This is a genomic window from Nocardioides sp. SYSU D00065, assembly GCF_017916425.1.
Classification (GTDB): Bacteria; Actinomycetota; Actinomycetes; order Propionibacteriales; family Nocardioidaceae; genus Nocardioides.
Map to the genome: position 1 here is coordinate 698,882 of NZ_JAFMSX010000002.1, position 12,463 is coordinate 711,344.

Annotated in this window: 14 protein-coding genes; 9 read left to right on the forward strand and 5 right to left on the reverse strand. The window is 72.2% G+C overall.

Features of this window, described 5'->3' with window-relative positions; all coding sequences use genetic code 11:
- Positions 1-343 precede the first annotated feature (343 nt).
- Together J3P41_RS11390 and J3P41_RS11395 are read right to left on the reverse strand one after the other, a co-directional pair.
- A complete protein-coding gene (locus J3P41_RS11390) occupies positions 344-562 on the reverse strand; it encodes an acyl-CoA carboxylase epsilon subunit (protein WP_210650403.1) in 219 nt (72 codons plus the stop codon).
- Positions 559-2,178, reverse strand: coding sequence for an acyl-CoA carboxylase subunit beta (locus J3P41_RS11395; protein WP_210650404.1), 1,620 nt, complete (start codon positions 2,176-2,178; stop codon positions 559-561). The genes J3P41_RS11390 and J3P41_RS11395 overlap by 4 nt, the downstream gene beginning before the upstream one ends.
- Before the next feature lie 57 nt (positions 2,179-2,235).
- Between J3P41_RS11395 and J3P41_RS11400 the strand changes: the two genes are divergently transcribed.
- The 6 genes from J3P41_RS11400 (at position 2,236) to purE (ending at position 6,792) form a co-directional block, all read left to right on the forward strand.
- Complete coding sequence (locus tag J3P41_RS11400) at positions 2,236-3,033, forward strand: biotin--[acetyl-CoA-carboxylase] ligase (protein WP_210650405.1); 798 nt, start codon at positions 2,236-2,238, stop codon at positions 3,031-3,033.
- A 32-nt stretch (positions 3,034-3,065) separates the two neighbouring features.
- A complete protein-coding gene (locus tag J3P41_RS11405; protein ID WP_210650406.1) occupies positions 3,066-3,566 on the forward strand; it encodes a PH domain-containing protein in 501 nt (166 codons plus the stop codon).
- Positions 3,556-4,572 (forward strand): adenylate/guanylate cyclase domain-containing protein, encoded by a 1,017-nt coding sequence (locus J3P41_RS11410; RefSeq protein WP_210650407.1) that lies wholly within the window; start codon positions 3,556-3,558, stop codon positions 4,570-4,572. Before J3P41_RS11405 ends, J3P41_RS11410 begins: the two co-directional genes overlap by 11 nt.
- A gap of 132 nt (positions 4,573-4,704) precedes the next feature.
- Positions 4,705-5,022 carry a winged helix-turn-helix domain-containing protein gene (locus tag J3P41_RS11415; RefSeq protein WP_210650408.1) on the forward strand — a complete coding sequence of 106 codons (318 nt, stop codon included), beginning with the start codon at positions 4,705-4,707 and terminating at the stop codon, positions 5,020-5,022.
- 42 nt (positions 5,023-5,064) lie between these two features.
- Positions 5,065-6,234 carry a 5-(carboxyamino)imidazole ribonucleotide synthase gene (locus J3P41_RS11420; RefSeq protein ID WP_210650409.1) on the forward strand — a complete coding sequence of 390 codons (1,170 nt, stop codon included), beginning with the start codon at positions 5,065-5,067 and terminating at the stop codon, positions 6,232-6,234.
- Between the two features lie 18 nt (positions 6,235-6,252).
- Positions 6,253-6,792, forward strand: coding sequence for a 5-(carboxyamino)imidazole ribonucleotide mutase (gene purE / locus J3P41_RS11425; RefSeq protein ID WP_246861937.1), 540 nt, complete (start codon positions 6,253-6,255; stop codon positions 6,790-6,792).
- Here the strand turns inward: purE and arfB are convergent.
- Complete coding sequence (gene arfB / locus J3P41_RS11430; protein WP_210650411.1) at positions 6,789-7,217, reverse strand: alternative ribosome rescue aminoacyl-tRNA hydrolase ArfB; 429 nt, start codon at positions 7,215-7,217, stop codon at positions 6,789-6,791. The two genes, purE and arfB, sit on opposite strands and share 4 nt — an antisense overlap.
- An 80-nt stretch (positions 7,218-7,297) precedes the next feature.
- On the opposite strand from arfB, the gene J3P41_RS11435 reads away from it, so the two are divergent.
- Positions 7,298-8,290 (forward strand): Gfo/Idh/MocA family protein, encoded by a 993-nt coding sequence (locus J3P41_RS11435; protein WP_210650412.1) that lies wholly within the window; start codon positions 7,298-7,300, stop codon positions 8,288-8,290.
- An 86-nt stretch (positions 8,291-8,376) separates the two neighbouring features.
- The gene (gene gdhA / locus J3P41_RS11440; protein WP_246862136.1) at positions 8,377-9,702 is read left to right on the forward strand and encodes an NADP-specific glutamate dehydrogenase; all 1,326 of its coding nucleotides are present in this window, start codon (positions 8,377-8,379) and stop codon (positions 9,700-9,702) included.
- Positions 9,703-9,718: 16 nt separating this feature from the next.
- Here gdhA and J3P41_RS11445 read toward each other — a convergent pair whose 3' ends face one another.
- Entirely contained in the window at positions 9,719-10,171 is a 453-nt protein-coding gene (locus J3P41_RS11445; RefSeq protein ID WP_210650414.1) for a CoA-binding protein, read from the reverse strand.
- Between the two features lie 55 nt (positions 10,172-10,226).
- Between J3P41_RS11445 and J3P41_RS11450 the strand changes: the two genes are divergently transcribed.
- A complete protein-coding gene (locus tag J3P41_RS11450) occupies positions 10,227-11,396 on the forward strand; it encodes an acyl-CoA dehydrogenase family protein (protein ID WP_210650415.1) in 1,170 nt (389 codons plus the stop codon).
- On the opposite strand, the gene J3P41_RS11455 is transcribed toward J3P41_RS11450, so the two are convergent.
- Positions 11,385-12,461 carry a phosphatase PAP2 family protein gene (locus J3P41_RS11455; RefSeq protein WP_210650416.1) on the reverse strand — a complete coding sequence of 359 codons (1,077 nt, stop codon included), beginning with the start codon at positions 12,459-12,461 and terminating at the stop codon, positions 11,385-11,387. The two genes, J3P41_RS11450 and J3P41_RS11455, sit on opposite strands and share 12 nt — an antisense overlap.
- Between the last annotated feature and the right edge of the window lie 2 nt (positions 12,462-12,463).

Consider the following 12,463-nt stretch of genomic DNA (forward strand, 5'->3'; position numbering starts at 1 on the left):
GCGTGAGCCACATTCGTACGGCGGAGGATGTGGTTGGCTCACCGCCGCCTCGCCCCAGCGGTGCGTCAGCCACATTCGTACGCCCGACGATGTGGTTGGCTCACCGCCGCCTCGCCCGAGCGGTGCGTGAGCCACATTCGTACGCCGGAAGATGTGGCTCACTCACCGCTGCCCCGCCCGAGCGGTGCGTCAGCCACATTCGTACGCCCGAAGATGTGGTTGGCTCACGGCCGCCCCGCCCCAGCGGTGCGTCAGCCACATTCGTACGCCCGAAGATGTGGCTGACTCACCGCCCGGCACGCCAGCGCCGCCAGTCACGCCAGCGCACGCCCGATCGCCGAGCTCAGCCGGGCAGCCCGCTCGCGCGCCAGCCGCCGGGACCGCTGCGGTGGGTCCGCCGTACCACCCGGGCCGGGTCGCTCCACGACGGCCGCGGCCGCGGTGCCGAAGCCGCGCCGGTCGGTCCGAGCGCCGAGAGGGCCGCCACCAGGGCGGCCACCTCCTCGTCCGTGGCGTCGGCGTTGAGGACCCGCAGGACGGGTGGGTGCTCCGGCTCGCTCACAGCGGGATGTTCCCGTGCTTCTTGGGCGGGAGCGTCTCGCGCTTGGAGCGCAGCAGGCGCAGGGAGCGCACGATCTCGATGCGCGTCTCGTGCGGGGCGATGACCGCGTCGACGTAGCCGCGCTCGGCCGCGACGTAGGGGTTGGCGAGCGTGGTCTCGTACTCGTCGATGAGCTCGGCACGCTTCGCCTCGACGTCGCCGCCCTCGGCCTCGATCGCGGCAAGGGTCTTGCGGTGCAGGATGTTGGCCGCGCCCTGGGCGCCCATGACGGCGATCTGCGCGGTGGGCCAGGCGACGTTGATGTCGGCCCCGAGGTGCTTGGACCCCATCACGTCGTACGCGCCGCCGTAGGCCTTGCGGGTGATGATCGTGACCAGGGGGACGGTGGCCTCGGCGTAGGCGTAGATGAGCTTGGCGCCGCGGCGGATGATCCCGTCCCACTCCTGGTCGGTGCCGGGCAGGAAGCCGGGTACGTCGACGAAGGTCAGCACCGGCAGGTTGAACGCGTCGCAGAAGCGCACGAACCGGGCGGCCTTCTCCGAGGCGTCGATGTCGAGCGTGCCGGCGAACTGCATCGGCTGGTTGGCCACGACGCCGACCGAGCGGCCCTCGACGCGGCCGAAGCCGACGATGATGTTGGGGGCGAACAGCTCCTGGACCTCGAGGAACTCCTCGTCGTCGAGCACGGCGGTGATGACGTCGTGCATGTCGTAGGGCTGGTTGGGGCTGTCGGGGATGAGTGTGTCCAGGGTCCGGTCGAGGTCGGTGACCTCCATCTCCGGCGTCTCGTCCAGCTCCGGAGAGGGATCCAGGTTGTTCTGCGGGAGGTAGGACAGCATCGCTTTGACGTAGTCGATGGCGTCCTGCTCGTCCGAGGCCAGGTAGTGGGCGTTGCCGGACTTCGTGTTGTGGGTCCGCGCGCCGCCGAGCTCTTCCATGGTGACGTCCTCGCCGGTGACGGTCTTGATGACGTCGGGGCCGGTGATGAACATCGCCGAGGTCTGGTCGACCATGACGGTGAAGTCGGTGACGGCGGGGGAGTAGACGTGCCCGCCGGCGCAGTTGCCCATGATCAGGCTGATCTGGGGGATCACACCCGAGGCGTGCACGTTGCGGCGGAAGATCTCGCCGTAGAGCCCCAGCGAGACCACGCCCTCCTGGATGCGGGCCCCGGCGCCCTCGTTGATGCCGATGATCGGGCAGCCGGTCTTGATCGCGAGGTCCATCACCTTGGTGATCTTCTCGCCGTAGACCTCGCCCAGGGAGCCGCCGAAGACGGTGAAGTCCTGGCTGAACACGCACACCATCCGGCCGTCGACCTCGCCGTAGCCGGTCACCACGCCGTCGCCGTAGGGGCGGGTCCTCTCCAGCCCGAACGCGGTCGAGCGGTGCCGGGCCAGCTCGTCGAGCTCGACGAACGTCCCCTCGTCGAAGAGCATCTCGATGCGCTCGCGGGCCGTCCGCCGGCCCTTGGCGTGCTGCTTCTCGATCGCCTTCGCCGAGCCCGCGTGGATCGCCTCGTCGAGGCGCCGCTCGAGGTCGGCGAGCTTGCCCGCGGTCGTGTGGACGTCGATCTCTGGGGGGACGTCGGTGCCCTCACCCGGCTGTGCACTCACGCGGTGGCCTCCTGGTCGTCTCGCACGGGGACGGTGTCCCTGGGGCAATCTAGTGCCATGACCGACACCCCGGCACCGCGCCCACCGCTCGACCTCGACAGGCTCGTGACCCCCTCCGGGTGGCGGGTCGAGGTGGTGGCACAGACGCCGTCGACCAACGCCGTGGTCGCCGAGCGGGCGCGTGCCGGCGAGGAGCCGGGCCTGGTGCTGGTGACCGAGCACCAGACGGCCGGCCGGGGGCGCCTGGACCGGGTGTGGGAGACGCCGGCGCGGTCGTCGCTGACCTTCTCGGTGCTGCTGCGCCCCGAGCTGCCGCCGTCCGCCTGGTCGTGGCTGCCGCTGCTGACCGGGTACGCCGTCCAGGCCGCGCTGGCCGACCGGCTGCCCGAGATCGCGCTGAAGTGGCCCAACGACGTGCTCGTCGACGACGGGTCCGGGGTGGGCCGCAAGGTCTGCGGGATCCTCGTGGAGCGGATCGAGACCGAGCAGGGGCCGGTGGCGGTCGTGGGCGTGGGGATCAACGTCGACCAGACCCTCGACGAGCTGCCCGTCGCGGCCGCCACGTCGGTCGCCCTCGAGACCGGCGAGCCGGTCGAGCGCACCGGGTTGCTCGCCCAGGTGCTCGGCTCCCTGCACGGGCTGCAGGGACTCCTCGACGACACCGAGGCGCTGCGCGGCGCCTACGCCGACGTCTGCGTCACGCTCGGGCGGACGGTCGACGTCCACCTGCCCGGGGGCGACGTACGCCGCGGCGAGGCGCTCGACATCGACGCGACCGGGGCGCTGGTGGTGGGGACCGACGGCGGCACGCTCACCGTGGCCGCCGGCGACGTGGTGCACGTGCGCCCCGCCTAGAAGTCGGGTGCACCGGGTGACATGATCGGCGCGTGGCCTTCCCGAGCAAGCTCCTCAACGAGGGCGAGCGCGTCGTCGTCTCGACACGCAGCCACCCCAAGGCGCTGATCGGGCCCGCCGCCGTCCTGGTCCTGGTGGTGGCGGCCGTGCTGGCGCTGAGCACCGTCACGGACTCGACGGCGGTCGGCATGGTCGCGGGGGTGGTCTCGGTCCTGGTCGTGGCGTGGTTCGTGCTGCGCCCGCTCGTGCTGTGGCTGACCACCACCTACACCTTCACCGACCGCAGGTTCATCAAGCGCTCCGGATTCATCGCCACCCAGGGGCGCACGATCCCGCTCAACCGCATCAGCGGGGTGGACTTCGAGATCGGGGTCGTCGACCGGATCTTCGGTTGTGGCACGCTGGTCGTCTCCGACGCCAGCACCGGCGGCCGGGTGGCGCTGCACGACATCCCCGACGTGGAGCAGGTCCAGCTGCAGGTCTCCGACGAGCTGCACCGCCTCTCCGCCGACCGCCGCGACGATGGCGCCTGACCGCACGCCGACCGGTCCGCCCGAGCCGTCCCGGGGCCGGGCACCGGGGGAGCAGCTCGACGACGCGATCCTGCGCAGCGCTCCGCAGTTCAACGCACTCGAGGTGGCCGCCGAGACCGGGGTGACCGTCGAGCAGACCCGGCGGCTGTGGCGCGCGCTCGGCTTCCCCGAGTTCACCGGCGAGAAGGCCTACACCTCCGCCGACATCGAGGCGGTCGCCACCTTGATGGGATTCGTCGACACGGGCGCCGTCGACTTCGACATGGCCGTGAACCTGACGCGCGGCGTCGGGCAGACCATGGCCCGGCTGGCGGACTGGGAGGTCTCCACGCTGGTGAGCCGGGTGGAGGAGATGGAGTCCGGCGACGAGGCGACCGGCTCGCGCATCGGCTCGGCCCTCCGGCTCATCCACGAGGTCAACCCGTCGTTCGAGCGGCTGCTGGTCTACGCGTGGCGTCGCCACCTCGCCGCCGCCGTGGGCCGGATCGAGGCGATGGGCGCCAAGGACGAGGACCTCCACACCATCGACGTGACCGTCGGCTTCGCCGACCTCGTCTCCTTCACCGCCCTGTCCAACACCCTCGACCGCGACGAGATCGGCGACCTCGTCGAGGTGTTCGAGAGCCGGTGCCAGGACGTCGTGGCGCGCTACGCCGGCCGGATCATCAAGAGCCTGGGGGACTCGGTGCTGTTCGTGACCAGCGGCGCCGAGGACGCGGTCGCCGTCGCCGAGGGCATCATCAACGTCATCGGCCGCGACTCCAAGATGCCCGACGTGCGCCTGGGCCTGGCCAGCGGTCCGGTCATCCAGCGGCTCGGCGACATCTTCGGGCCCCCGGTCAACATGGCGGCGCGGCTGACCCAGGTCGCTCGGCGCAACCGGCTGATCGTCGACCAGAACACCGCGGACCTGCTGCCGTTCGAGGACTGGGAGAGCCGCCGCCTCCCGGCCCGGCCGGTGCGCGGCTTCGGGCTCGTGGAGCCGGTGGCCGTACGCCGTCGCTGACCCCCTCGCCGGCGGGCTCGGCGCCGCCTCGGGGGCGGGCGATGCAGGGCGCGCGCCAGGTGGACCAGACCACTTGCGGCAATTCACCCATAAGGACCACCGCGGCGGCACGGCATCCCTACCTTCGGCACCGTGCTGGATGTGCAAGACGTGCGACTGGACCCGACCACGCGTCGGGTGTGGCGGGGCGACCGTGAGATCAAGCTCTCGCGCAAGGAGTTCCAGCTGCTGCACGCCCTGATGGGGCGTGCCGGGGACATCGTCACCCGCAACGAGCTGATGGCCGAGGTGTGGCAGGCGTCGTTCTACACCAGCTCCAAGACCATCGACGTGCACCTGGGCTGGCTGCGCCGCAAGCTCGACGACGACCCGCGCAACCCGACCCTGATCACCACCCACCGCGGCCGGGGCCTGCGCTTCGAGCCGACCGCGCGCCCGGTCGCCGGCTGAGCCGGGCGGCGCGGCCGCCGTCGCCTTCTATAGGCTCGCGCCGTGTCCTCGACCGGTTCGCACCGCGCTCCCACGCTCGCCGTCATCGGGGGCGGCCAGCTCGCCCGGATGATGGCTCAGCCCGCCATCGCGCTCGGCCTGCCGCTGCGGCTGCTCGCCGAGGCCGAGGGGGTGTCGGCGGCGCAGGTCATCCCCGACCAGCTCGTCGGCGACCACCGCGACCTGGCGACCCTGCGCCGGGTCACCGAGGGTGCGAGCGTGGTGACCTTCGACCACGAGCACGTGCCCACCGAGCACCTGCACGCGCTCGCCGCGGACGGTGTCGCCGTGCGCCCGGGGCCGGAGGCGCTCGTCCACGCCCAGGACAAGGCGGTGATGCGTCGCCGGCTCGCCGAGCTCGACGTGCCGTGCCCGCGCAACGCAGTGGTCACCTCGCAGGCCGACGTGGAGGCCTTCGGGCTGCCCTGCGTGCTGAAGACCACGCGCGGCGGCTACGACGGCAAGGGCGTGTGGGTCGTGCGGAGCCTCGAGGAGTCGCAGACGGCCTTCGCGGCCGCCGCGGCTGCCGGCGTCGAGGTGCTGGCCGAGGAGCTCGTCGACTTCCGCCGCGAGCTCTCCGCGCTCGTCGCGCGCTCCCCGAGCGGGCAGGCCGCGGCGTACCCGGTCGTCGCCTCGACCCAGCTCGACGGCATCTGCCACGAGGTGGTCGCCCCGGCGCCGGACCTCTCGCCCGCCCTGGCCGGTCAGGCGCAGGAGATCGCGCTGCGCATCGCCGGCGCGCTCGACGTCACGGGCATCCTGGCCGTCGAGCTCTTCGAGACCGTCGACGGCCGGATCCTGGTCAACGAGCTCGCCATGCGCCCGCACAACACCGGCCACTGGTCGCAGGACGGAGCGGTGACGTCGCAGTTCGAGAACCACCTGCGCGCCGTGATGGACCTCCCGCTCGGCTCGCCGGCCCCCCGCAGCCGCTGGACGGTGATGGTGAACATCCTCGGCGGCCCGGCCGACACCGGTCGCCTCTACGACGGCCTGCCGCACGCGATGGCACGCGACCCGCAGCTGCGGGTGCACCTCTACGGCAAGGACCTGCGCGCCGGACGCAAGGTCGGCCACGTCAACGCCTACGGCGACGACCTCGACGACTGCCTCGAGCGCGCGCGGCACGCCGCCGCGTGGTTCCGCGGCGACCTGGGCGACGAGAGCGAGTGACGACGGATGGGTCAGCAGATGAATGAGCAGGTCGGCGGCGCGACGGCACGCGTCGGCATCGTGATGGGCTCGGACTCCGACTGGCCGGTCATGCAGGCCGCCGGGGAGATCCTGTCCGAGCTCGGCGTCGCGTGGGAGGCCGACGTGGTCTCCGCGCACCGGATGCCGACCGAGATGATCGAGTGGGGCCGCCAGGCGCACCTGCGCGGCCTGTCGGTCGTCGTCGCGGGCGCCGGGGGAGCGGCGCACCTGCCCGGCATGCTCGCCTCGGTGACGCCGCTGCCGGTGATCGGCGTGCCCGTGCCGCTGAAGTACCTCGACGGCATGGACTCCCTGCTGTCCATCGTGCAGATGCCCGGCGGGATCCCGGTGGCGGCGGTGGCCATCGGCAACGCCAAGAACGCCGGCATCCTGGCCGCGCGGATCCTCGCGACGAGCGACCCCGAGCTGCAGCAGCGCCTCGTCGACTACCAGGCCTCGCTCGCCGAGACCGCCCACGCCAAGGGCGACGTCGTACGCCGGGCGGCTGCCGGCGCCGAGCGCCGGCTGGGCTTCTAGTCGCGCACCCGGCCGCGCAGGGACTTGGTCTGCGCGCGCTGCTTCTTGGCCTGCAGCCGCCGCTCGCGGGCCCCGCGGCTGGGCCGGGTCGGTCGCCGCGGGGGCGGCGGGGGCGCGAGGGCCTCGCGCAGGAGGTCGGCCAGCCGCTCGCGGGCCGCGACCCGGTTGCGGTGCTGCGACCTGTGCTCGGAGGCGGCGATCGAGATCCGGCCGTCGGGCCAGCGCCGCAGCGCGCGCGCCCGCTGCGCCTCGGTGAGCGCGCTCGAGGTGCGGACGTCGTAGTCGAGCTCCACCCGGGAGTCCGTCGTGTTGACCGACTGCCCGCCGGGGCCCGGCGAGCGCGAGAACCGCTCGACCAGCTCGGTCGCGGGCACGACCAGGCCGTCGGGCAGCCCGGGACCGGCTGGGACGTGGAGGTCGCGCACCCGTCCATTCAACCCCGGTCCGCGCGACGTACCGCGGGCCGCACCCGTGCGCGGGCGCCGGTCGCACTAGGTTGACCTGCATGACGCGCTGGGGAATCGCCGCGACCGGGGGGATGGCCGCGGCCTTCGCCACCGACCTGCAGCTGGTGCCGGACGCCGAGATCGCGTTCGTCGGCAGCCGCTCGCCGGACTCGGCGGCCGACTTCGCGGCGCGCTTCGGCGCTCCGGGCTCGGGCACCTACCGCGACCTCCTCGACGCCGCCCGCGCCGGCGAGGTCGACGTCGTCTACGTGGCCACGCCGCATCCGCAGCACCGCGACCTCGCGCTGGCCGCCATCGAGGGCGGCACGGCGCTGCTCGTCGAGAAGGCGTTCACGGCCACGCTGGCGGGCGCCGAGGAGGTCGTCGCGGCCGCCCGTCGCGCTCAGGTCTTCTGCATGGAGGCGATGTGGACCCGCTTCCAGCCGGCGCTGGTGCACGCGCGCGAGCTGGTCGCCGGCGGTGGGATCGGCGACCTGCTGCTGGTGCAGGCCGACTTCGGCGCCCATCGCGACTACGACCCGGACAGCCGGCTCTTCGACCTCGCCCTGGGCGGCGGGGCGCTGCTGGACCTCGGGGTCTATCCCGTCTCGCTGGCGCAGCACTTCCTCGGCCGCCCCGATGGCGTCACCGCCACCGGCACGACCTATCCCAGCGGCGCCGACCGGTCCGCGGCGATCCAGCTGTCCTACGCCGACGGGCGCGCCGCGTCGCTCACGTGCTCGCTGGCCAGCCAGACGCCGGGTCGCGCGCTGCTCGTGGGCACCGAGGGCTCGCTCGAGCTGGTGCCGCCGTTCTACCACCCCACCGAGGTCGTCGTACGCCGCAACGGGCAGGAGCCGGTCACGGTCGAGGCGCTGCCGACCGGGCGCGGCTACGTCCACCAGGCCGAGGAGGTGCAGCGCTGCCTCGCGGCCGGCCTGACCGAGAGCCCGGTCATGCCGCTGGCCGACACCCTCGACGTGCAGTGGGTGCTGGAGGAGGCGCTTGGCCAGCTGGGTGTGGAGATGGCGGAGGCGACGGTCGCCCTGTGACCGCCCGGCCCGCGGTCCGGGACCGGGGGTGTCGGCGAGCGGGGCGGTCTGCCTAGGGTGCGACGGTGACCGTCGACGACCCCCGCCTGCACTCGATCTACGACCTCGTCGTCCACCGCAATCCCGGTGAGGACGAGTTCCACCAGGCCGTGCGCGAGGTGCTCGACAGCCTCGGCCCGGTCATCGCGCGACACCCGGAGTACGCCGACGCCCGGGTCATCGAGCGCATCTGCGAGCCGGAGCGGCAGATCATCTTCCGGGTCCCGTGGGTCGACGACTCCGGCCGGGTGGAGATCAACCGGGGCTTCCGCGTCGAGTTCAACTCCGCGCTCGGCCCCTACAAGGGCGGCCTGCGCTTCCACCCCAGCGTCTACCTCGGCATCGTGAAGTTCCTGGGCTTCGAGCAGGTCTTCAAGAACGCGCTCACCGGCATGCCGATCGGCGGCGGCAAGGGCGGCTCGGACTTCGACCCGAAGGGCCGCTCCGACGCCGAGGTGATGCGGTTCTGCCAGTCCTTCATGACCGAGCTCTACCGCCACATCGGGGAGTACACCGACGTCCCCGCCGGTGACATCGGCGTCGGTGGGCGGGAGATCGGCTACCTGTTCGGCCAGTACAAGAGGATCACCAACCGCTACGAGTCCGGGGTGCTGACCGGCAAGGGCATCGGCTGGGGTGGATCCGCGGTCCGCAAGGAGGCCACCGGCTACGGCACCGCCTTCTTCGTGCAGGAGATGCTGCGCGAGCGCGGCGAGTCCCTCGACGGCAAGAAGGTCGTCGTCTCCGGCTCGGGCAACGTGGCGATCTACGCGGTGGAGAAGGTGCACGAGCTCGGCGGGACCGTGGTCGCGTGCTCGGACTCGGCGGGCTACGTCGTCGACGAGGCCGGTGTCGACGTCGCGCTGCTCAAGGAGGTCAAAGAGGTCGAGCGCGCCCGCATCAGTGAGTACGCCGAGCGCCGGTCCGGAGCGTCGTACTTCGCCGGCGGGTCGATCTGGGACGTGCCGTGCGACGTCGCGCTGCCGTGCGCGACGGAGAACGAGCTCGACGAGACCGCCGCCCGGACGCTGGTGGCGCAGGGCTGCACGGTGGTCGCGGAGGGCGCCAACATGCCGACGACCCCTGCCGGCGTGGCGACCTTCGTGGACGCCGGCGTGTTGTTCGCGCCGGGCAAGGCGGCCAACGCGGGCGGCGTCGCGACCAGTGCGCTCGAGATGCAGCAGAACGCCTCGCGCGACTCCTGGACCCACGACCACGCCGAGACCAGGCTGGCCGAGATCATGGCCGGCATCCACGCGCGGTGCGCGGAGGCCGCCGACGACTACGGGCGGCCGGGCGACTACGTGCTCGGTGCCAACGTGTCGGGCTTCATCCGGGTGGCCGACGCGATGCTCGCGATGGGTGTCGTGTGACCCACCGGTCCCTGGCTCAGCGTCCGCGTCGGCGCCACTCGATGGCCGGGCAGGTGTCCATGACCATCGGCACGTCCGCGGCCGTGGTGCGCTCGAACGCATCCTCGTCGACGACGCCGAGCTGGAACCACACGCCCTTCGCCCCGATCGAGACCGCCTGGTCGGCGAACTCGCCGGCCGCCTCGGAGCGGCGGAACACGTCGACGACGTCGACCTCGAACGGGATCTCGGCCAGGGTCGCGTAGCCCTGCTCGCCGAGCACGGCCGGTGCGCCGGGGTCGGCGAACTGCGGATGGACGGGGACGATGCGCTTGCCGCGCTCCTGGAGCAGCGCGGCGATCGAGTACGCCGTGCGCGACGGGTCGCCGGACAGGCCCACCACCGCCCACGTCTCGAGCTCGTCGAGCATCAGGTCGACGCTCGCCGGGTCCTGCCACGACCGCTGGGCGGGGGACTCAGAAGTGGTCATGCCCACACCGTAGACCCCACCTCCAGAAAGCATGGACGTCCTAGAATCGGGTGCCATGAGCGACACCCTCTACGCCCTCCCCGAGGAGCACCAGGCCGTCCGCGAGGCCGTGCGTGCCCTCTGTGACGCCAAGATCGCGCCCTTCGCGGCGGCGGTGGACGAGGAGGCGCGCTATCCACGCGAGGCCGCGGAGGCCCTGCTCGCCGCGGACTTCCACGCCCCCCACGTGCCCGAGGAGTACGGCGGCGCGGGCGCCGACGCGCTCGCCACCGTGCTGGTCATCGAAGAGGTGGCCCGAGCCTGCGTCTCGTCGTCGCTGATCCCGGCGGTCAACAAGCTGGGCTCGCTGCCGGTGCAGATCGCCGGCTCGGAGGGGCTCAAGCACCGCTACCTCGGCGCCCTGGCCCGGGGCGAGGGCGGCTTCTCGTACTGCCTGTCCGAGCCCGACGCGGGCTCCGACGCGGGCTCCATGAAGACCCGTGCGGTGCGTGACGGTGACGCGTGGGTGCTCGACGGCGTGAAGCGGTGGATCACCAACGCCGGGGAGTCGGAGTTCTACACCGTCCTGGCCGTCACCGACCCCGAGAAGAGGACTCGCGGCGGCATCTCCGCGTTCGTGGTGGAGAAGTCCGACGAGGGCGTCTCCTTCGGCGCCGCGGAGAAGAAGCTGGGCATCAAGGGCTCCCCGACCCGCGAGGTCTACCTCGACCGCGTCCGCATCCCCGCCGACCGGATGATCGGTGAGGAGGGCACGGGCTTCGCAACGGCGATGAAGACCCTCGACCACACCCGCGTCACCATCGCCGCGCAGGCCGTCGGCGTCGCGCAGGGCGCCCTGGACTACGCCCTGGACTACGCCAAGCAGCGCCAGCAGTTCGGCCGCTCGATCGCCGACTTCCAGGGGCTGCAGTTCATGCTCGCCGACATGGGCATGAAGGTCGAGGCGGCCCGTCAGATGACGTATGCCGCGGCCGGACGCTCCGAGCGCGGCGACGACGACCTCACGTTCTTCGGGGCGGCCGCCAAGTGCTTCGCCTCCGACGTCGCGATGGAGGTGACCGTCAACGCCGTGCAGGTGCTCGGCGGCTACGGCTACACCCGCGACTACCCGGTCGAGCGGATGATGCGCGACGCGAAGATCACCCAGATCTACGAGGGCACCAACCAGGTGCAGCGCATCGTGATGGCACGCCAGCTTCTTGCAGGGGTCCAGTCAGAGCTCTGACCCGCGCGCAGGGCGGGGCCGGGGACGACGTGATGTCCGGTCCGGGGGACGGTGTCCCGTGGCCCACGCGCCGACACGGAACGCAACGATGGCGATGGCGACGCCCGCGACGTCGTCGGCGAGGTAGTGCCACCCGAAGTACAGGGTCGCCACGACCGTGGCCGCGAAGTTGATCCACAGGACGGTGCGGACCGTCCGGTTCGCGATCGTCGCGCGAGCCATCAGGGCCCACAGCAGGGCGATGGCGGTGTGCAGGCTCGCGAACCCGGCCACCCCCTGGTAGTCGCCGCCGCCCCAGAGGAAGCCCTGCCGGGCGTGGACCAGCGAGTCCATGAGGTCGGAGGTTCCGTTGGGCGTGAGGTCGGAGGTCAACCAGGGGTACATGAGTCCGGGACCGAGCGTGGGCACGAGGTAGTACGACGCCGTTCCCAGGGTCCACGCGATGCCCTGCGCGGTGACGAACCACCAGCCGTAGCGGATGTTGTTCGACCAGACGAGCCAGACGGTGACGAAGACCGCCACGAGCGGGATGTAGGTGAGGTAGACCGCGGAGAGCAGGTGTGCCGTCACGCCGGTGCCCAGGACGTCCTGCAGCAGGGTGGCGGGGTCGTGCCCGAGGAGCACGAGCTGGTCGAGCCTGCGCAGCTCCCGGTCGTACTTGACGTCGCGGACCAGCGGCAGGACCGACTTCAGGTTCCGGTAGGACACGTAGATCACGTAGAACGCGGAGATCCCGACGACGACCAGACGCAGCCGGGGCGCGGTCCAGTGCGTCCGCACCCGGTGCCGGACGGCGTCGACGGTCCGCGCGGGGTGGAGGCGGCCCTGCCACAGCGCCCGCGGCAACAGGTCGGCGACGATCGCCGCTGCGCACAGCACGGGAAGCCGCACCCAGGAGGGCCCGAGGAAGCTGCCCTCCGGGTCGGCGATCGGTCGGTCGAGGGCCAGGCTCGCGGCGAAGGCCAACGCGCCCATGACGATCGCGTTGGCGACGAGGAACCCGTACGCGCGCGCCCGCGTCGGGTCCGGGGCGGTGGCGGTTGCAGCCGGGTGGGGGGACGTCACGT